Here is a 20,333-nt window from a genome sequence, read left to right as displayed (position 1 = left end):
GGGGAGAATAATGGAAAAGGTCAATATAGCTGAAAAGTTTTCGTTATTCCATGAGTATTGGAGTCCCAAAATTGCAGGCGAAATCAATGACTCCTATGTAAAGCTGGCGAAATTTAAAGGTGAGTTTGTCTGGCATCAGCATGAAAATGAGGATGAGATGTTTTTGGTAGTGAAAGGGAAACTGCTTATTAAGTTTCGCGATAAAGATGTTTGGTTAAACGAAGGGGAATTTCTCATTGTTCCAAAAGGTGTTGAGCATATGCCAGTTGCAGAAGAAGAGGTTCATGTATTATTGCTAGAGCCAAAGACGACGCTGAATACTGGAGATCAAGTAAACGAAAAAACAGTAACAGATTTAGAGACGATATAATCAATGATCAAGCCTATTTTGAGAGATGAGTTCCAAAATGGGCTTTTTCTATTTAATTTGTTGACCGATCGGTACATAATGTGTAAAATTTCCATAACAGTTGGAAACGAAAGGAGGATTCCGGTGAGCAAACGCGGCAGACCTCGTGATTTTGATTACACGTCCATCGTAGATGTGGCCATGAAAACATTTTGGTCAAAAGGCTACAATGGTTGTTCTACACATGATTTATGCAGTGATACTGGACTAGGAAAAGGGAGCTTGTACAATACGTTTGGCAGCAAACAGGACCTTTATCTGGCGGTGGTGGAACACTATCACGATACCGGGATTCGTGAACAGCGGGCATTATTGGAGTGTCCGGGTTCCGTGAAAGAACGGCTGCAAAATTTTTTAGCTTGGGCATTGGTGGAAGACTTTGAATCAATGAATCCAAAGGGATGTTTGCTGATCAATGCGGGATTGGAACGGGCAAAAGACGATCCCAAGATTGAAGAAATCGTCTCCAGACATGTTGAATTTCTCAAGCAAACTATGGAAAAAGTGATGGAGGAAGGCTTGCGAACGGGTGAAATCTCCAAAAAAAGATCCGCGGTGGATTTGGCAAGCTTATTTTTAAGCAGCTACTACGGCTTTCGTGTATTGAATGCTTCCACTCAAAATCGGGCATTGGCTGAACAAATCATGAATGGCACTATAGAATCTATCTTCGGCGCGTAATGCGCTCTTTTTTTGAGTGATTTTTGTACTGATTGTTACAATAATTAGATAAGGAGTGTTCCTTTATGCCGTCGATGATTTATTTGTTAGCGGTAGCGATTTTTGCGATGACGACTTCTGAATTTATGGTGGCTGGGATGATGAATGAGCTTGCTGATGATTTCGGCGTGTCGATCCCATCCATCGGATATTTTATTACGGCGTATGCGGGGGCAATGGTGATAGGAGGTCCCGTCCTGACAGCAACTCTCTTGCATATTCGCCGAAAACAAGCGCTGCTTTCTTTGGTTGCCGTCTTCTTTATTGGTCAAGCGTTAGGGGCAATAGCTTGGAATTACGAGTCGATGATGCTTGCTCGTATCCTAACGGGTATCGCTTCATCCGCAGCGTTTGGCATCTCCGTCAGTATTTCAGCCAGCTTGGTTCCCCCTCAGTCACGGGGAAAGGCCGCTTCGATTGTTTTGGCAGGCTTAATGATTGCTACTGTCATCGGGCTCCCTCTGACAACCGTGATTGCACAATATTTCGGTTGGAGAATGAGCTTTTGGGCTGTTGCGGTAGTCGTATTATTATCAGGGGTCTTGATTCAATGGTTGCTCCCTTCCTCCGCACAAAAAGACCAGATGAATGGAAAGGATGAGCTTGCCAGTTTTCAAAATCCGCACCTTTGGGCTGCGTATGCAACGAGTATGCTAATCATTGGCGGTACGTTCGCAGCGTTTAGTTATTTTACTCCGATTCTTACCGGTGTAACGGCATTTCCGGATGCGAGTATCCCGTATTTGCTTGCCCTTTACGGCATCGCGACCGTGATCGGAAATGTCATAATTGGCAGACTTGCTGACCGTTTTCCCATGCGAATCCTTGTAGCGGGATTAAGCATACTTTTAGCGGCATTAGTTCTGTTTGCCGTAGGTGCCGAAAATAAATGGATCGCTGTGCTGTCCATTGTTCTGATTGGGTTGACGGGTGTTGCGATGAATCCGGCCATGATCGCACGCGTCATGAATACAGCAGGCAGTGGAACGATGGTAAACACGGTGCATACTTCCTTTATTACAATGGGTGTTGCCATTGGTTCTTCCCTAGGCGGGATCGGGATCAGCAGTGGCTATGGACTTGTCTCACCATTGTGGGTAGGTGCTTGTTTAGCTGTTATCGGGTTACTTTCAATCGTTCCCTACCTGCAAAGAAGCAAAGTGTAAAAAACCATACAATCCCTCTTGAAAGTCAAAGAAGGTCAAACTATAATAAAGTCATCGAAGGTCAGGAAAGGTCAAAGATCTTCTGAATTCCAAAACAACGCTTTTGGGGGGATTGAATATGCATTGTGAAATTTGCAAACAACGTGAAGCAACTGTGACTGTTCATATACGTGTACAAAATCAGCAACAAAAGTACGATTTGTGCCAGGATTGCAAAACAAAGCTGACTAACAAAATGGGAGTGGGCATGGGCTTTAGTCCTTTCTCCTCCTTCTCTGGACTGGATGAGTTCCTGCAAGGCTTTGCCCAAGGCTCTATGAATCCGGGCAAATCTTCCGGTCAACCGCGACCACAAGCACCAGAGCGTGGCGGAGGCATCCTCGATGACCTGGGGCGTAATCTCAACGATTCGGCACGTGCCGGACTGATTGATCCTGTGATTGGACGCGAACAAGAAATTGAGCGTGTCATTGAGATTTTGAACCGACGCAACAAGAACAACCCGGTTCTGATCGGGGAGCCAGGGGTCGGGAAGACGGCGATTGCGGAAGGCCTCGCCCTGCGTATTACGGAAGGGCAAGTACCGACCAAGCTGAAAAACAAGCAGGTGTACATTTTAGATGTCGCCTCTCTGGTTGCAGGGACGGGAATTCGCGGACAGTTCGAGGAAAAAATGAAGCAAGTGATTGCCGAGCTCCAAAAACGCAAGAACGTCATCCTGTTTGTGGATGAGATTCATCTCTTGGTGGGAGCAGGCTCTGCGGAAGGTTCCATGGATGCAGGGAACATCCTGAAGCCTGCACTGGCTCGCGGTGAGTTGCAGCTGATTGGGGCAACCACGTTAAAAGAGTATCGCGTGATTGAAAAAGACGCTGCTCTGGAGCGTCGCCTGCAGCCAGTCATGGTCAAGGAACCAACTGTAGAACAAGCCATCGAGATTTTAAAAGGATTGCGTCCGAAATACGAAGCATTCCACCAAGTCGCATACTCGGATGATGTCATCCGTGCCTCCGTAGAATACTCCCATCGTTACATCCAGGATCGATTCTTGCCTGACAAGGCGATTGATCTCATGGATGAAGTGGGCTCGCGCTTGAACCTGAGATCCTCCGCGGTTGATACGACAGAGCTGCATGAACGGCTGGCGCAAATCAATCAGGAGAAAAAGGAAGCGACGGAGCAAGAGGCATACGAACGAGCTGCCCGTCTGAGAGACGAGGAAGCGGCTATTTTAGAGAAGCTGGATCAGATGGAGGGCAAGGAGCAACGCGTCCAGGTTGACGTCACGGATATCCAAGCCTTGATCGAGCAAAAGACTGGGATTCCTGTTACGAAGCTGCAAAGTGATGAGCAGATGAAAATGAAGAACCTGGCAGCTCATTTGGAAGCAAAAGTCATTGGCCAGTCTGAGGCGGTCACACAAGTAGCGAAGGCGATTCGACGCAGTCGTGCAGGTCTGAAACCGAAAAACAGACCGATCGCATCCTTCCTGTTCGTCGGTCCGACTGGCGTAGGGAAGACAGAGCTGTCCAAAGCGCTGGCAGAGGAGCTGTTTGGCACCCGTGATTCCATGATCCGCCTCGATATGAGCGAGTACATGGAGAAGCACTCCGTATCCAAATTGATCGGTTCTCCTCCAGGCTACGTCGGACATGAAGAAGCAGGCCAGTTGACAGAGCGTGTACGCCGCAATCCGTACAGCATTATCCTGCTGGATGAGATCGAAAAAGCACATCCGGACGTGATGCACATGTTCCTGCAAATTCTGGAGGATGGCCGTTTGACAGACAGCCAGGGCCGTACGGTGAATTTTAAGGAGACGGTCATCATTGCGACGAGCAATGCCGGTGTGAGTGAGCGTAAAATCTCCGTTGGCTTTGGAGCTCAAGCACCCGAGCCTGCCACCGTGCTGGATTCTCTGGGAGCGTACTTCAAGCCGGAGTTCCTGAACCGCTTCGACTCGATCATTTCCTTTGCTCATCTGGAAAAACAGGATTTGGTCAAAATCGTCGATCTGCTGTTGCGAGATGTCATGGGCAATCTGTCTGAGCAAGGAATGGAGATCAGCGTGTCAGATGCTGCAAAAGAAAAGCTGGCTGAGCTGGGCTACAACCCTTCCTTCGGGGCGCGTCCATTGCGCCGCGTGATTCAGCAATACGTCGAGGATGGCATTGCGGATCTGGTGATGGAAGAAGACAATGTGACAGCTATGGTCATTGATGTCGAGAATGATGTAATTCGTGTGAAAAAAGGATAACAGTCGTAAAAAAAGAAACCCCGATCGGGGTTTCTTTGCATTTAGTTTCCTCTTTATTTATTCATGGCTTTCTCATTGATGCCGTTGCTGACGCCAGCACTTTCCATTTTCAGCTGGCGGCGCTTGGTGACGATTTTCTTCACCCATAATCCGATCAAGATGAGCGGCACCACGGTGAGAAAGATATAGAGAGAAACGTTATGGACCATATTTTCCGCCATTTTACCGTAAAAATAAAACAAGAATCCGACTGCGTAAAATTTGACTGCCCGTCCAATTGCGGCATACCCGATCAATTTCCACAAAGGGAATTTCAAGCAACCCGACATAATTGTAAATACTTTAAACGGAATCGGTGTAAACGAACCGATGAAGATCGCGACTTCGCCCTTCTTTTGAAACATCTCAGTTGCAGAGTCAATCCATTCCTTCTTGAGGATTTTGTACAGAACGGATTTGCCTAGTACTTTACCGATAAAATAACCGACGGGAGTCCCTATGAGACAAGCGATGTAGCCTACTGTAGCAATCCACAATGCCTGCGAAGGATCAACGAGGCTGAGTGGCACTTGAAGAAAGAAGGCAGGAACGGGAAAGATGACTGCGTCTGCAAAAGAATGGATGAACATTCCCAAATAGCCGTATTCCATTAAGAAATCTAAAATGTTCTGAAACATCTATTTCTCCTTTGTCATTCTATCGTTAACTGCCAGTCATCAACTCAAACGAATCGGATCGTACCAGGTAAATTATATGTGTCTAGATGCGATTCTACTTCAAACTGGCCGACTATGGAACGAATTTTTTTGAATTGGGATTCACTTACTATACAACGATATACCACAATTCTTGCATTTTGAAACAATTTATACCAGAGAATCATCCGGATGAACCATGTTCTTTGTATTTGATAATACGATGTAGAGCGTTTTCTGGTTACTCAATAGTTCCATTATCGAGATTTCGTTGTAGTCCAAAAACGCACCCTTGCCGGATTTTATCTACGACTTAAGGCGGATAGGTTAACGGTGCATGCGGCGTAACACATCCATCAACACGTCAATCCCTTGCTCAATCACTGCTTCCTTGGCATAGGATACATTCAGCTTCAAAATATTTTCTTGCGGAAAGCCCACCAAGTAATTTTTATCAATAGAATCCACGAGGATCGAGCGTTTTTTTAGCTGGGTGATAACGGCAGGAACTGGGGTGGAATCGTTCAAAACAATGTGCGTATGAATCCCCGGATACGCAAGGGGCACAAAGGTGAACAGATGCTCTTCGTTCGCCGCGAAATGGTTCAAGGACGCCATCAGCAGGTTGGATCGCCGATGATAGGAACTGCGTATTTTTTGCTTGTGACGCTCGAACATTCCGCTTTTTAGGTAAATTTCCAACGCAGCTTGAGAAAGCATGGAGCTGTCGATATCCATGAGTCGCTTGTGCTGGTTGAAGGCATCCTTTAGCGCGTCAGGTATAACGGCTACACCCAAACGCAGCCCGGGAAATATAATTTTAGAATAGCTTTTTACATAAATAATGCGAGAAAAGCGGTCATAGGCAAAGAGAGGATCGGCTTTGCTGTCATGCTCAAGATCTGCCATGTAATCGTCTTCCACGATATAGACATCGTACTGTTGGGCAAGCTCCACAATGCGCTGTTTGTCCTTTCGGCTGTACGATGTACCAAGCGGGCTATGATAGCGAGGCATCGTATAGAAAAACTTGATTTCTCCCGTTCGGAAAATAGACTCCAGCTCTTCTAAATCGATTCCTTTGGCGGTGCGCTTGATTCCGACGACAGGATGCTTCCGTACTTGCAAGCTCTCAATGAAAAGGTGGTAGCTCGGCTGCTCAATCAGAATCGTTTCTTTGCCATTTGGAAAAGGAAGACTGCACAGCAAGGATAGAGCTTGTTGGACACCGGAGGTAATGAATATATTGCCAGGGTCCGTAAAAACCTGATGGTTCCCAAGCAGCTTGGCAACGACGGAAATGAGCGATGGCAAGCCTTGTGTCGTTCCGTATATGAAAAGATCGTTTTTATAGGTTTCAATCGCTTTATTGATGCAGTGTTGAAAGTCGATATAAGGAAAGAGGTCAGGATCGGGAGCAGAGGTCGCAAAATCGATCATCGACGTATCTGCGGGTTGTATTTTCCTTTGCTTTTTCACGACGTAGTAGCCGCTTCGATCGACCGAGTAGATGAGATGACGCTTTTCGAGCTCATCCAAGGTGCGGATCACGGTACTCTTGCTGCATTGGTAGCGAGAGGCGAGCTCCCGAATGGAGGGAAGCCGGTCTCCGTCTCGATAAGAGAGGCTTTCAATCAACGTTTCGAGTTCGTTTTGAAGCTGCAAATATTTGTGCATCAAAAAAACCCTTCCCTTACCGCCGAATTTGTATCGGTACAGTTACTCCTTTTTTGCATTGTAGCACGATTGATCCCCCATTACTATTAACCTAAGACGGCCGTCTGTAAAAAGTACCCAGTAGGAGAGATACATACGATGAAAGACCAACAAAAAGCGATTCTTGCGGCATTACTTAATGCAGGGATTACCGGCTTGTCGTTTTTGTTTCTGAAAATGGCACTCGCTGTAACCAACCCGGTTGATACTTTGGCACACCGCTTTACCGTGGCCTTTATCGCTGCATCCATCCCGATCGTGTTTGGGTGGATCAAACTGTCCATCAAGCCAAAAGACATGCTCACGATTATACCGCTCGCCATGCTGTACCCCATTCTGTTCTTTACCCTACAGGCGTTTGGACTGGTGTATACCACTTCTTCGGAAGCGGGGATTATTCAAGCAACCGTTCCGATTTTTACCATGATCATGGCGGCATTCTTTTTGGGCGAGTCTTCTACGTGGCTACAAAAGCTGTCCACGCTTTTATCCGTCGGAGGAGTCGTGTACATTTTTGCAATGAAGGGGCTGGGTGTAAGCGCAGTCTCAGGGAGCAGTATCGGTACCGTTCTCATCCTGTTATCCGCTTTTTCTTTGGCGGGGTACAGTGTTCTGGCGAGGAAAATGACAAAGTCCTTTCATTATATAGACATGACGTATATGGTGGCGTTACTCGGATTTTTGTTTTTTAACGGCTGGTCAGTCATTCGCCATAGTGCAGAGGGGACCTTATCGACGTATTTTGCCCCTTTCGCCAGCTCGGCCTTTATCATCTCGATTGTATTTTTAGGGATACTGTCCTCGCTCATGACGTCTTTTATGACCAACTTTGCTTTGTCCAAGATGGAGGCATCCAAACTCAGCGTGTTTAACAATTTGTCTACGTTGGTTACCATCGTGGCAGGCGTTATCTTTTTGCAGGAACAACTGGCATACTACCATCTTATTGGCGCAGTAATGATTATTATCGGGGTGATTGGGACGAATTTCCTAGGGGCAAAAATAAAAAAACAGAATCACACGCCTCAACCGAAATCCACGTCTGTGTAGAAAATAAATAAGGACACACAACAGAGCGAATGTTTATTCATTGGCTCTGTTTGTTTTTGTGGGGGGAATCGTTCCTGAAACTGTTTACAAATCGTATCATACACGATATAGTTACCTAGATTGTGAGTATAATGACATATGGTGAGATGACGGAATGAAAAAAATTATACATCTGGATTCGATTGAAAAGAGATTTGCAGATACTGTCGTCGTCCCCTCTTTTTCTCTCTCCATTGAAGAAGGGGAGTTTTTGACGTTACTCGGACCCAGTGGCTGTGGGAAAACGACATTGCTGCGAATGATTGCTGGCTTTGAGCAGCCAACGACCGGGGAAATTTTCCTAGACGAAAAGCCACTTAAGGCTGTGCCACCGTATCAGCGTGATATGAACATGGTGTTCCAGCAATATGCTTTGTTTCCACACATGACCGTGGAGCAAAACATCCTGTTTGGTTTGAAAATGAAAAAAGTGAACGCAGCTGAACAACAAAAGCGTTTGGAGGAAGTACTTCAGTACGTCCAACTGACAGAATTGCGGAAGCGCATGCCAAAGCAGCTGTCTGGCGGACAACAGCAACGCGTAGCAATCGCACGGGCGATTATTAACAACCCACGAGTTCTGCTTCTGGACGAGCCTCTAGGTGCTTTGGACTACCAATTGCGAAAAAGCTTGCAACTCGAATTGAAAAACTTGCAGAAAAACTTAGGCATCACGTTCATTTACGTCACACATGACCAAGAAGAAGCGATGGCGATGTCCGATCGAATCGCGGTCATGAACAAGGGACGAATTGAACAGATTGCTTCTCCAGCAGAGATTTACAACTCCCCGCAAACCTTGTTTGTGGCTACCTTTATTGGGGAAAACAACATTTTCCGAGAAAACGGAACGAATGCAGCAGTACGTCCGGAAAAGATCAAGTTGTACCCGGTTGACTCCGACAAGGACAAGCACAAGAAGCTGGGCACCATTGCTGACGCGGTGTTCCTCGGCAATTTGCGCAAGGTATTTATTCGCCTCGAGGGGCAGGATATGACCGTAATGGCACATCAGTACGCAGGTGACGGTCTGGACTGGCAGGTGGGAGATCAAGTGGCCATTGGCTGGGCACAGACGGACGAGGTGATTCTTCCTTGTTAAACAAGAAGCCGGTAAAACTGCTCGCGCTTCCCGCCCTTTTGTGGATGGGTGCGCTTTTCGTCCTGCCTATGCTTATGATCGCCATACTGTCTTTCCTCAAAAGAGGCACGTACGGGCAAGTTGTCTATGAGTTTACGCTGAACAATTACATCCGTATTTTCGATCCGCTGTATGGCCAAATTTTTGGAGATACGCTGGTCGTAGCGGTTTTAACAACGGTATTTTCGATCTTGTGCGGCTATCCGTTAGCGTATTACATTTCACGGCTGGAAAAATCGACTCAGCAAATATGGCTTTTGCTCGTGATGATTCCGTTTTGGATCAACTTCTTGGTCCGTTCCTATGCGTGGGTAATCATCTTGCGTTCGCAAGGCGTGATCAATACGTTCCTGCAATCGCTGGGCATTATTTCGGAGCCGCTGCCGCTTTTGTACAATTCGGGTTCTGTTCTGCTCGGGATGGTGTACACACTCATGCCGTTCATGGTACTGCCGATTTATGTGTCGCTGGAGCAGATGGATCGCCGCAAGCTGGAAGCAGCGTATGATCTGGGTGCAACGCCTTGGAAGGCTTTTTGGCACGTAACTCTGCCGATGACCAAGACAGGTGTCGTCACTGGATCGATCCTCGTATTTGTTTCCTCCATCGGGATGTTCGTCGTTCCGGATGTCATGGGAGGAGCGAAATCGGCTCTGATCGGAAACGTCATTCAAAATCAATTTTTGTCCGCGCGTGACTGGCCGTTCGGTTCTGCCTTGTCCATCGTGCTGATGCTATTGTCCATGCTGTTGATTCTTCTTTATTTCCGCGCTACCAAAGCGAGCGAGACAAAGGAGGGATCAGCATGAAAACATTACGTCGAAACGCACTATCTGGATACTCGTGGCTGATGCTGGTCTTTTTGTATCTGCCAATCTTGATCCTTGTCCTTTATTCGTTCAATGATTCACGGATCAACGCTACGTGGACGGGCTTTACGTGGAAGTGGTACGTTTCTTTGTTTGAAAACAGGCAGGTCATGCAAGCGTTGATGAACAGTTTGACGATTGGGGTTATCAGCAGCGTCATTGCAACCGTATTGGGTACGGCTGCCGCTCTGGCGGTCAAGCACTATTCCCTGCGTTGGAGCAATATCTTCAACGGGCTGATGTACTTGCCGATCGTCATCCCGGAGATCATGATGGGGTTGGCCATGCTCGTGCTGTTTAGCCAGGTACAGATGGAGCTGGGGAAAGTGACCCTGATTCTGGCGCATGTCACGTTTAGCATGCCGTATGTGATGGTCATTATCTCTGGACGTTTGGCTGATATGGGCAAAGAACTGGAAGAAGCGTCTCAAGATTTGGGAGCAACTCCATGGGAGACATTGCGCTATGTGACGCTGCCTCTGATCATGCCGGGGATTATCGCAGGCTTCCTGATGGCGTTTACCCTGTCGCTGGACGATTTCATTATTTCGTTCTTCGTGGCTGGTCCGAATTCGACCACATTGCCACTCTACATTTACGGGTTGGTAAAACGAGGCGTTTCGCCAGAGGTGAATGCACTCTCGACACTTTTGATCGTGAGCACCGTGCTGTTGGTTGTGGTGGCAGAGATTTACCGCCGCAAAGATTCGAAAAATAATCAATCCATCTTTTAGATACATCATGGAGTTTTCATAAAGGCAATCCCATAACTGATTTGGAGGTTGAGAAGAAAAAATGAAACGTTTCAAGTCCTTGATGATCGGCGCTTTGACCGCCGTACTTGCGGTGACTGCTGTAGGCTGCTCATCGTCATCTGAGCAAGAGCAACAAGTATTGAATATTTATAGCTGGGCAGACAACTTCGACCCAAACGTCATCAAAGATTTTGAGCAAAAATTCAACGTTAAGGTCAACTATGATGTGTACGGCAGCAATGAAGAAATGCTGGCAAAAATTCAAGCGGGTGCATCCGGCTACGACCTGATTCAACCTTCCGATTACATGGTAGGCACCATGATTCAGCTGGGTCTCCTGGAAGAGCTGAACAAAGCGAACATTCCGAACATGGGTAATATCGTGTCTACGTTCAAGACACCTCCTTTTGACAAAGAAAACAAGTATTCACTCGTATATACATGGGGAATTACCGGGATCGCTTACAACAAGAAATATGTAAAAGAAACCCCGACAAGCTGGAATGATCTGTGGAATGAAGCTTACAAGGGCCGTGTGATCATGCTGAACGACCCGCGTGAGGTTATGGGAATGGCACTGATCAAGAACGGCTTCTCCAATAGCACGACGAACACAGAGGAGCTGGAAAAGTCCTTTGCTGATTTGAAAAAGGTAGTGCCGAATGTTGTTGCTTTTGATACAGATAACATCAAGCAAAAGATGATTGCTGAAGAAGCATGGATCGGAACGGTTTGGTCCGGAGACGCCGCTTTCATTCACGCACAAAATCCAGATGTGGAGTACGTCATTCCGAAAGAGGGCGCAACGATCTGGGCAGACACGCTGGCAATTCCAAAAGGCGCTAAGAACAAGGAAATGGCTGAGAAGTTCATCAACTACTTGATGGACCCAGAGGTCAGTGTGAAAAACTACGAGTCTATTGGCTACAGCAACCCGAACGAAAAAGCATACCCACTGCACAGTGAAGAATATCGTTCCAACAAGATGGTCTTCCTGGATACAGCAGACATTGCCCGTGCGGAGTGGCTGGTCGACGTAGGAGAAACCTTGCAGCAATACGACCGCTACTGGACTGAGATGAAGAGCGGCAGATAAATAGTGGTGAACGAACCGAGATGGAGTATTTCCGTCTCGTTTTTTTTGTTTCTCCATATGGATAGAAACCTACTCTTCGGCTGGAAAGGGGAATAGAGCTAGAGATTTGGAAAATAATAAAGGTACACCATTTATTGGGGTAATAGAAAATGACAACCAACTTGATTCCTGATTCCATTAAAGAGACGCAAGAAACATTATGGCAACAACTGCGAAATCCGCGATTGTCGTTTCGCAGTTTATCCTGTGGAAACAATAGCTTGTTGTTAGCATACCTCCCGTATCTCATTGATATGGTTACTCTCCAGCAAGTTTTGCTTCCCTTTTTAGAAAGGTTGCCCGACGAAAAGATAACTCCTGATGCTCTTGTGGGGAGCCTCCCTGTTGCTCGCGTCCGCAAGACGACTGATTACAGACAAGTCACCGATTATCTCGTGAGGGGATGGATTTACCTTCAAATAGAAGGAGTGGACAGCGGGCTTCTTCTTTTCGTGGCAAATATACCGAGTCGTTCTTTGGGAGAGGCTCAAGTCGAAGTACAAATATTCGGTCCGCAGGTTTCTTTTACCGAAGCACTTGAAACCAACTTAGGAATCCTTCAAAGCTATCTACCGACGGATATGCTCTCTAACGTCTCTATTACGATAGGGAGACGCAGCAGGACGAATGTGGAAGTATGTTACATGGAAGAGCTGGCTGATCCTGAAAATGTTCAAACCGTGGTTCAGCGTGTGAGAGAACTCGATGTAGATGGATTGATTGACAGTGGAAAACTGGTTCAACTCATTGATGATAATACCTTTTCTATTTTTCCGCAGTTGATCATGACAGAACGTCCTGATTATGTAAGTGAAGCTCTGTTGGAAGGAAAGGTTATCGTGTTTGTGGAAGGCAGCCCTTTTGCAATCATGGGTCCCAGTACCTTCGTTGACTTTTTCAAGTCTAATGAAGATCTCTATATTCGCTGGCAAATGGCTTCCTTTATTCGATTGTTGCGGTTCCTTGCTCTTTTTGTCTCCTTGTTTTTTACGGCTATCTATGTGGCTGCACTGACGTTCCACTATGAAATGATTCCCTCTGCTTTGCTCGTATCGTTGGTAAAGTCTCGTTCCAAGGTGCCATTTCCGCCATTGTTTGAAGCTTTGCTGCTGGAGATGATCATTGAATTCTTGCGGGAGGCTGGGGCAAGACTTCCTTTCAAAGTCGGGCAAACGATGGGGATCGTGGGTGGTATCGTTATTGGACAGGCCGCGGTAGCAGCGGGCTTTACCAGTAACATTCTGATCATGATTGTGGCACTAAGTGCATTAGCGTCGTTTACCTTTCCTTCCTACATGATGAGTACCGCAGTACGCATCCTCCGTTTTCCAATCATCTTGCTGGCTGGAATTTGGGGAGGCTTCGGTATTATGCTTGGCGCATCTTTTCTATTGATTCACATCCTACGCCAGTCCAGTTTAGGACGTCCGTTTTTTCTCCCCTTTTTTCCATTTCGCTTACGGGATTTTAAAAACAGTCTAATCCGGGTTCCTTTTTATAATCTCGGCAAGCGTCCTGCTTTGACGCGTTCTCCTGACAACGCCCGTTTGCCTGATGAAGCCGGGAAGAAAAGACCAATTCAGTAGTTAGGTGTTGAATGGGAATGTCAACGATTAGTCGTCATAGCCATATGTTTATCAGCGTCTCCCTTGCCATGTTTATTGTGCATGGCAACCAGGTTGGAATTGGTATAGCGGGCGTACAGCGCTTTATTTATGATCGAGTGCAGCAAGACGCTTGGATTGCGGTCATAATAGCAGGTTTGATGACGCATGTGGCAGCGTGGGTCATGCTAAAAATCTTGAGGAAATATAAAAACTTGGATTTGTATGACATCCACCAAATGGTGTTTGGAAAATGGCCAGCCAAAGTGCTTAATTTGATATTTATCATCTATATCATGGGTTCTGCATTAACGATCCTGCGGGGATATATCGAGATCATTCAGTCATGGATGTTTCCAGAGGTGCCATCCTGGTTATTGAATGCTTCCTTGCTTTGTCTGGCCATTTATGGAGTGACAGGTGGAATTCGAGTGTTGGCTGGGATTAGTTTTTTTTCGGTTGGACTGACAATTTGTCAGCTCTTGTTGATGATTTATCCCGCGCAATACGCCGATTTTAATTTACTCCAGCCTGTCTTTCATCACGACCTTGTAGAGCTGTTGGACGGTGCCAGGAAGATGTCTTTTAGCATTATTGGATTCGAGATTATTTTGTTCATTTACCCTTTTGTAAAGGAAAAGCAATTACTCTCTCGCTATGTACATGGTGGACTGCTGATGACCACTCTTTTGTATGTTGTCGTCATGCTGGTTACACTCCTGTATTTTCAAGGGGAACAGCTTAAGCATTTGATCTGGGCAACTCTGATGATGATGAAAATAGTAGAGTTTCCGTTTTTGGAGCGGTTTGAGTTTGTTTCCATCTCATTATGGATGCTGATCATGCTGGATAATTTGCTTTTGAACTTGTGGGTAGCCATGCGGGGGGTACACCATATTGGTGGATTTAAGGAAAGAAAAGCACTTATCGGGATTGTCATTGTCATGTTTTTCGCCAGCAACTTTTTGGAGACGCGCCAATCGATTAATTGGATCACGGATGTTTTCGGAGCGGTAGGCTTCTATATCATATTTGTTTATCCGTTGGTACTTTATATCGTTATTCTGCTGTTTCGGAAAGGAACGGTCCAGACATGAAAAGGACACGTCTGCTTGCTTATTATTTGCTAGTGGCTGCTTTGCTGCATGGCTGTGGGGAGGAACAGGTACTAGAAAAATTGGGACTAGCGGTTGCCGTGGGTTACGATCAAATCGGAGACGGAAGGTTGTTGGGTACTACGGTGTTTTATCAAATTGATCCGGAGGCGCGTCAACTCGTCACTGTGATTGCGGGAACAGCCAATACAAGCAAAGGACTCAAAATTACTCATAACAGGGAGTCTTCCAAAAAAATAGTTGGGGGGCAAATTCGTGTCGCTGTCTATCAGGATGAGCTGGCACGCAAAGGAATATTGCCGCTTGTGGAAAACTTGAGCCGAGATGCTTCCATTGGCAGTAATGTCTATTTGACCGTGGCGAAAGGAAGGGCATCTGACATCTTGACACATCGCTACCCCGAAACGAGCAACATCGGAATTTACCTCTATCAAGCCATACGGCAGAACGTCAATGGTGAGAACATGATTTCCTCTAAACTCCATGAGTTTATGAAGGATTATTATGCGGTCGGGAAAGATCCTGTGATGCCTTATATCGAAAGAGTAAAAAACGAACTGCATATTGACAAAATTGCTCTGTTTCGAGATGAACGATTGGCGGGAGAGATTTCCACAAGGGAGGGGTTTTTCCTTAAGATATTACGTGAGCGTTACAATAAGGGAGAATTGGAAATAAACTTGACTGTTGATAATCAGCGTTTTTTTACTGTAATTGAACATATCTCAAGCAAAAAGCAAATCAAACTGCTGGATTTGGATAAACCAAGGTTTTCGGTGAAGGTCAAAATGACAGCACAGATTCAGGAAATGGCTGAACAAATAGATTTATCAAAGCCGGAGGAGTTGCATAAGGTACAAAAAGCAATCCAGCTGGCAGTTAAAAAAGAGACGGAAGGTTTACTGGAAAAGTTAAGAAAACACCAGGTAGATCCTGTAGGATTCGGGGAAATCTACAACATAGCCCGTCAAAAGAGCGGAAAAAAGAAATTGAATAGAGACGAATGCCGTGAAGCCATAAAAAGGACGCAATTTGATGTTGATGTCCAGGTCAAGATTTTACGGACAGGCGTCATTGGGTAAATGGACCATGAACGTGAATAAATATCTGGACAAGCAACAAACGGGGGTGAGATAGTGAGGTGTGAGGTGAGAAAAAATGGAAAACAGGCAGGCTGTACAAGCAGGCTTTCTCGAAGCAAATGGCGCACGCATTTACTATGAAGTAGCAGGGGAAGGCGAACCGCTCTTATTGATCCACGGCTTCAATCTGGATACAAGGCTATGGGATGCCCCGCTGCAAGCATTTGCACAGACGTATAAGGTCGTTCGCTTTGATATCCGCGGGTTCGGCAAAACACGGGCGACTGATGTTCCTTTTACCTTGTACGATGACGTGAAAGCAGTACTGCTAGGGCTTGGTATTGAAAAAGCGCATGTGGCTGGGCTTTCGTTTGGGGGAATGGTTGCGCAGGAGTTCGCCCTTGCTTATCCGCAGATGGTGAGCAGCTTGATTCTGGTCGCATCCGGCTTGTTTGGTCACCCAAGAAGTGAACAAAGACTGCAGGATGTGGAACGATTCAATCAAGTATGCCAGCGTGGCACGACAGAGGAAGCGTTGGAAATGACGACACAAATGTGGTTTGACGGTCCTGGTCAGCCGGTAAATGAGCAAGCTCGCGAAGCACGAAGCCGCTTTAAAGAAATCAACAGACACGCCTTTTCGCTGCCGGAGTTTGGAGTCGGATTGGAAGCTTTATCCCCATCACCAATCGAGCGTTTGGAAGAAATCAAAGCCCCGACACTCGTCATTGCAGGAGCGCGGGATTATCCTGATTTTCTACAGATCGCCGATGTGTTGACTGAGCGGATACCAGGCGCACAAAAAGTCATCTTGCCTGACTCAGCTCATATCCCACCAATGGATCAACCAGAGGTGTTCAACAAAATCGTGTTGGAATTTCTCGCACAAAGCACTGTAAAATCATCCTAATACAGTTTGAAAAGGCATGGAACGGAGAGAATTACCGATCGTGCCTTTTTTTGTTTTCAACACTTTGCCACATCAGATAGCCCGATGGAGCCATATAGATTCTCGTACTATTTTGATAGGATTAAGGTCGAAATAAGGAAGCAGGTGATAGGGTGACATACAACATCAGACATTATGCGGTTATGTTTTTGCTCGCCTTCTTACTTGTACTGACAACGGGTATGACAACTGCTTACGCCCATGCTGGCTTGATGAGCAGCTCACCGCAAGATGGTGAGGTACTGAAGGAGAATCCAGGACAAATATCTGCGCGGTTTACCGAAACATTGGAGCCGGATCTTGTTAACGTGCGGTTATTTGACTGGAATGGCAAGGAAATAAAAATGGAGCGGCCGACATTGCAACCGGGTGATGCCTCGCAGTTGAATGCGAAACTGCCGGGCGATTTGGCTGAGGGGACGTATTCGGTTATCGTATCTGTCGTTTCCGAGGACGGACATCCGATCGCAGAGAAGCTCACGTTTTCCATCGGACAAAAAAGTGCGGTCGTGGTTCCGCCAAATGAGCAAAAAGCCGATTCAAGCTACTTGATCATGTACCGTTATTTGGCGCAAGGAATTATTCTCGTCGGTGGAGGTTTGTATCTGGTAGCGTGGGGAGCACAGCGTCATGGCTTGCCTTCGCTTGCCCAGCTCATCGGGATTGGCAGACAAATCGGATGGAGTTTGGCGATCATCGGACTAATATTTTTGTGGTTCTTGTATGACGAATCGTTAACCGCGGTATCCCTTACGCAAGCACTGTGGCAGATGGACGGGAATTTGCTTAGTCAGTCTCCGTTTGCAATCATGCTGCTGGTGTCCTTTGTACTACTGTTATTGATCGCGATTCCCAATATGGTGTCCGGCTGGTATGTGGGAATCTGGGTTCTCGTGATCAGCGCGCAAGCTTTTGGTGGTCATGCATGGGGCATTGCTCCTGTCTGGCTGTCCATTTTGCTGAGACTGTTGCATGTTTTGACGGTCGCCGTGTGGATGGGGGCACTTGTCTACTTGCTGCTTACAGTCAAAGCGGCTGAACGAGGACAGGAGTCGTTCAAGAGGTTCTTCTTGCAGACAGTTGCTGTGGCGGCAGTGCTTGCCGTCGTGACGGGTGTTGTCATGCTCATCGTGCAGACGGATATCATGAATATTATCCAGAGTTCAACGTCATGGAGCTATCTGTTATATGGAAAAATAGCAAGTGTCTGCCTTATGCTTCTTCTAGCCTTTAGGCAAACCAGACGTTGGCGGACGAAAAATTCCTTGCAGCCCGCTTACTTGCGTTGGGAGATTGTATTCGGGATTATCGCTATTCTGGCTGGACTTTGGATGAGCCAGACCAACTACCCGACTGCTGAGACAAATAATCAAGCCGTGATTCAAACAGATCCAAACTAGGGAGGATTTTATAGGATGAAAATGAAAAAATGGATGAGCAGTGTACTGGTAGCAGGTGCAGTTTTGACGTTGGCGACAGCAGCACAAGCACATGTGAACGTATATCCGAAAGAGGCTACTACAGGCTCCTATGAAAAATACACCGTGCGTGTCCCGGTAGAAAAAGACGTCAACACGACAAAAGTGAAGCTGGAATTCCCGGCAGGCGTGAAGGTAAATTCCGTTCAACCGATTCCGGGCTGGACCTACGAGTTCGAAAAAGATAAAGACGGTGTGAACACAGCCCTTGTGTGGACAGCAACAGAAGGGGGAATTAAGGCGCATGAGTTCCAAGAGTTCACGTTTGTCGGGGCAAACCCGAAAGAAGAGGGCCAAGTGGCTTGGAAGGCTTATCAGACCTACGCAAATGGCGAGGTTGTGGAATGGACAGGGGACAAGGATTCCAAAACACCAGCGTCTGTCACTACTATTAAGGCTGGTGTAGGCGAAGCAGGACATGAGCATGGACAAGAACAAAAGCCGGCAACCGCTCCTGCCGGGGAAGCGGCGAGTGCAGGCAGCAACAATACCTTGCCATTGGTACTTTCTGGTTTGGCGTTGCTGATCTCCATCGTTGGCCTGTTTAGAAAAAAAGCATAAGTTGCTTTATAAGCAAGCCGTGCAGTGGTCCAATCATGCTGCACGGCTTTTCCATTGTGTGGCAATTAAAATCATTCTATAATAGCTGTAATTACTTTCGGAGGTGTATATCACATGTTAAAAACACTATTCAGAGCAAGCAAGTACACAGGAAAGAAAAATAGGAACGGCAGCATGACGCGTACGCATTTTGCACAGTAGAGGATTGTAGAGTAACGATCAGTATGTGAAAACGGGACGCGTCATCTGCCTAAAAAAGGTGGATACTGCTTCCATGTTCATGAATGCGACAAAAGTATATACAATCAAAAGTTTTTTGACTTCCCTCGCCAATACGACCATGTTCACGACCTATGCACTTTACTATATTGTGACACTGGGTTTTAACCCGTTTGAATTGCTACTGATCGGGACGGTATTGGAGTTATCCGTGTTGGTGTTTGAAGGGATAACAGGAGTAGTTGCGGATACGTACAGTCGCCGTCGCTCCGTCATTATCGGGATGTTTTTGCTGGGAATCGGATTTGCGATGCAAGGGGTCGTTCCCGCGCTTGATGCTTGGGTACCGTTGATTTCTGTCTTCGGTTTGGTGCTGTTTTCGCAAGTCATCAGTGGCCTCGGGTATACGTTTATCAGTGGAGCGGATACTGCATGGATTGTGGATGAGGTTGGAGAAGAGAAGATCGGTACGATTTTCATGAAGGCCAAGCGCTATTCCTTGTTTGGGAATCTGCTCGGGATTGCACTTAGTGTGGCATTGGCAACACTCGCTCCCTATTTGCCTTTCCTCATAGGTGGCCTCATGTATCTGGGGCTTGGAGTCTTTCTGATTCTGTTCATGAAGGAGACCGGTTTTGTTCCTCGTGAGCGTGAGCAAGGTGCTTCCCACGTGAAGGAAATGATTCAGACGTGGACTTCGGGTGCCAAAGTGATTCGCAGTCAGCCGATACTCATGCTGATCTTGTTCGTGACGCTATTTACGGGTGCAGCTTCTGAAGGGTATGACCGTTTATGGGAAGCGCATTTGATCGCAGAAATTGGCTTTCCAGAGCTCACTGCTATTTCAATGCCAATGTGGTTCGGGATCATTGCAGCACTCGCAAGCATACTTGGCCTCATCGTCGTAGGCGTTGTGGAAAAAAGGCTGGATGTGAACAATGAGCGGGTTGTCCTTGTGGGCATGTTCACATTGACGGGACTCAAAATTGCAGCGATGATTGCTTTCGCCTTTTCTCCGAGCTTTAGCTGGGCATTAGTTGCATTGCTGTTAATCGGTGTGATTCAGTCATTAAGCAGTCCGCTGTATGATACGTGGCTGAATCTGAACATTGAGAGCAGTGTGCGAGCGACGGTTTTGTCGATGATGGGCCAGTCCAATGCCTTGGGACAAACGGCAGGTGGTCCGGCTGTCGGATGGATTGGGACTCGTTTTTCGATTCGCGCTTCGCTGGTTGCGGCCGCCATCTTGTTGGCACCGATTCTGATTGTGTTTGGACGTGCGCTTAGAAGGCGCTGAGTTGTAACAAGCATAAGGCATGTGTCCATTTTTGGGGCGCATGCCTTTTTTGACGGATGGGTAACTCGTTCATTAC

General features: G+C 46.7%; 18 protein-coding genes. 16 read left to right on the top strand and 2 right to left on the bottom strand.

Going from position 1 to position 20,333, the window contains the following annotated elements:
• Positions 1-7: 7 nt before the first annotated feature.
• From C7R91_RS05630 to C7R91_RS05615, 4 genes are all read left to right on the top strand, one after another.
• Complete coding sequence (locus tag C7R91_RS05630) at positions 8-370, top strand: cupin domain-containing protein (RefSeq protein WP_201781911.1); 363 nt, start codon at positions 8-10, stop codon at positions 368-370.
• A gap of 123 nt (positions 371-493) precedes the next feature.
• Entirely contained in the window at positions 494-1,090 is a 597-nt protein-coding gene (locus C7R91_RS05625; protein ID WP_047071524.1) for a TetR/AcrR family transcriptional regulator, read from the top strand.
• Between the two features lie 65 nt (positions 1,091-1,155).
• Positions 1,156-2,295: an MFS transporter gene (locus tag C7R91_RS05620; protein WP_047071526.1), complete on the top strand. Its 1,140-nt coding sequence runs from the start codon at positions 1,156-1,158 to the stop codon at positions 2,293-2,295.
• Positions 2,296-2,413: 118 nt separating this feature from the next.
• Positions 2,414-4,552: an ATP-dependent Clp protease ATP-binding subunit gene (locus C7R91_RS05615; protein WP_047071528.1), complete on the top strand. Its 2,139-nt coding sequence runs from the start codon at positions 2,414-2,416 to the stop codon at positions 4,550-4,552.
• A 53-nt stretch (positions 4,553-4,605) separates the two neighbouring features.
• Here the strand turns inward: C7R91_RS05615 and C7R91_RS05610 are convergent, their stop codons facing one another.
• Together C7R91_RS05610 and C7R91_RS05605 are read right to left on the bottom strand one after the other, a co-directional pair.
• Positions 4,606-5,229, bottom strand: coding sequence for a YqaA family protein (locus tag C7R91_RS05610; protein WP_047071529.1), 624 nt, complete (start codon positions 5,227-5,229; stop codon positions 4,606-4,608).
• A gap of 345 nt (positions 5,230-5,574) precedes the next feature.
• The gene (locus C7R91_RS05605; RefSeq protein WP_047071531.1) at positions 5,575-6,924 is read right to left on the bottom strand and encodes an aminotransferase-like domain-containing protein; all 1,350 of its coding nucleotides are present in this window, start codon (positions 6,922-6,924) and stop codon (positions 5,575-5,577) included.
• Between the two features lie 138 nt (positions 6,925-7,062).
• Here C7R91_RS05605 and C7R91_RS05600 point away from each other — a divergent pair, with 138 nt between their 5' ends.
• From C7R91_RS05600 to C7R91_RS05545, 12 genes are all read left to right on the top strand, one after another.
• A complete protein-coding gene (locus C7R91_RS05600) occupies positions 7,063-8,013 on the top strand; it encodes a DMT family transporter (RefSeq protein ID WP_047071532.1) in 951 nt (316 codons plus the stop codon).
• 154 nt (positions 8,014-8,167) lie between these two features.
• A complete protein-coding gene (locus C7R91_RS05595; RefSeq protein WP_047071534.1) occupies positions 8,168-9,154 on the top strand; it encodes an ABC transporter ATP-binding protein in 987 nt (328 codons plus the stop codon).
• A gap of 44 nt (positions 9,155-9,198) precedes the next feature.
• Positions 9,199-10,002 carry an ABC transporter permease gene (locus C7R91_RS05590; RefSeq protein WP_047072025.1) on the top strand — a complete coding sequence of 268 codons (804 nt, stop codon included), beginning with the start codon at positions 9,199-9,201 and terminating at the stop codon, positions 10,000-10,002.
• Positions 9,999-10,796, top strand: coding sequence for an ABC transporter permease (locus tag C7R91_RS05585; RefSeq protein ID WP_047071536.1), 798 nt, complete (start codon positions 9,999-10,001; stop codon positions 10,794-10,796). Before C7R91_RS05590 ends, C7R91_RS05585 begins: the two co-directional genes overlap by 4 nt.
• Positions 10,797-10,857: 61 nt before the next feature.
• Positions 10,858-11,913 carry an ABC transporter substrate-binding protein gene (locus tag C7R91_RS05580; RefSeq protein ID WP_047071538.1) on the top strand — a complete coding sequence of 352 codons (1,056 nt, stop codon included), beginning with the start codon at positions 10,858-10,860 and terminating at the stop codon, positions 11,911-11,913.
• Between the two features lie 149 nt (positions 11,914-12,062).
• Positions 12,063-13,538: a spore germination protein gene (locus C7R91_RS05575; protein WP_047071540.1), complete on the top strand. Its 1,476-nt coding sequence runs from the start codon at positions 12,063-12,065 to the stop codon at positions 13,536-13,538.
• 17 nt (positions 13,539-13,555) lie between these two features.
• Complete coding sequence (locus C7R91_RS05570) at positions 13,556-14,653, top strand: GerAB/ArcD/ProY family transporter (protein WP_047071542.1); 1,098 nt, start codon at positions 13,556-13,558, stop codon at positions 14,651-14,653.
• Positions 14,650-15,753: a Ger(x)C family spore germination protein gene (locus C7R91_RS05565; RefSeq protein ID WP_047071544.1), complete on the top strand. Its 1,104-nt coding sequence runs from the start codon at positions 14,650-14,652 to the stop codon at positions 15,751-15,753. Before C7R91_RS05570 ends, C7R91_RS05565 begins: the two co-directional genes overlap by 4 nt.
• Before the next feature lie 76 nt (positions 15,754-15,829).
• Complete coding sequence (locus C7R91_RS05560) at positions 15,830-16,663, top strand: alpha/beta fold hydrolase (RefSeq protein ID WP_047071545.1); 834 nt, start codon at positions 15,830-15,832, stop codon at positions 16,661-16,663.
• Between the two features lie 152 nt (positions 16,664-16,815).
• Positions 16,816-18,102, top strand: coding sequence for a copper resistance CopC/CopD family protein (locus C7R91_RS05555; protein WP_047071546.1), 1,287 nt, complete (start codon positions 16,816-16,818; stop codon positions 18,100-18,102).
• A 15-nt stretch (positions 18,103-18,117) separates the two neighbouring features.
• Positions 18,118-18,741: a YcnI family copper-binding membrane protein gene (locus tag C7R91_RS05550; protein WP_047071547.1), complete on the top strand. Its 624-nt coding sequence runs from the start codon at positions 18,118-18,120 to the stop codon at positions 18,739-18,741.
• 274 nt (positions 18,742-19,015) lie between these two features.
• Complete coding sequence (locus C7R91_RS05545; protein WP_047071548.1) at positions 19,016-20,257, top strand: MFS transporter; 1,242 nt, start codon at positions 19,016-19,018, stop codon at positions 20,255-20,257.
• Positions 20,258-20,333: the final 76 nt, after the last annotated feature.

It is taken from the genome of Brevibacillus formosus (assembly GCF_003013405.1).
Classification (GTDB): Bacteria; Bacillota; Bacilli; order Brevibacillales; family Brevibacillaceae; genus Brevibacillus; species Brevibacillus formosus.
Note: the sequence above shows the minus strand (reverse complement) of the source record. Positions and strands in the feature narration are given on the sequence as shown.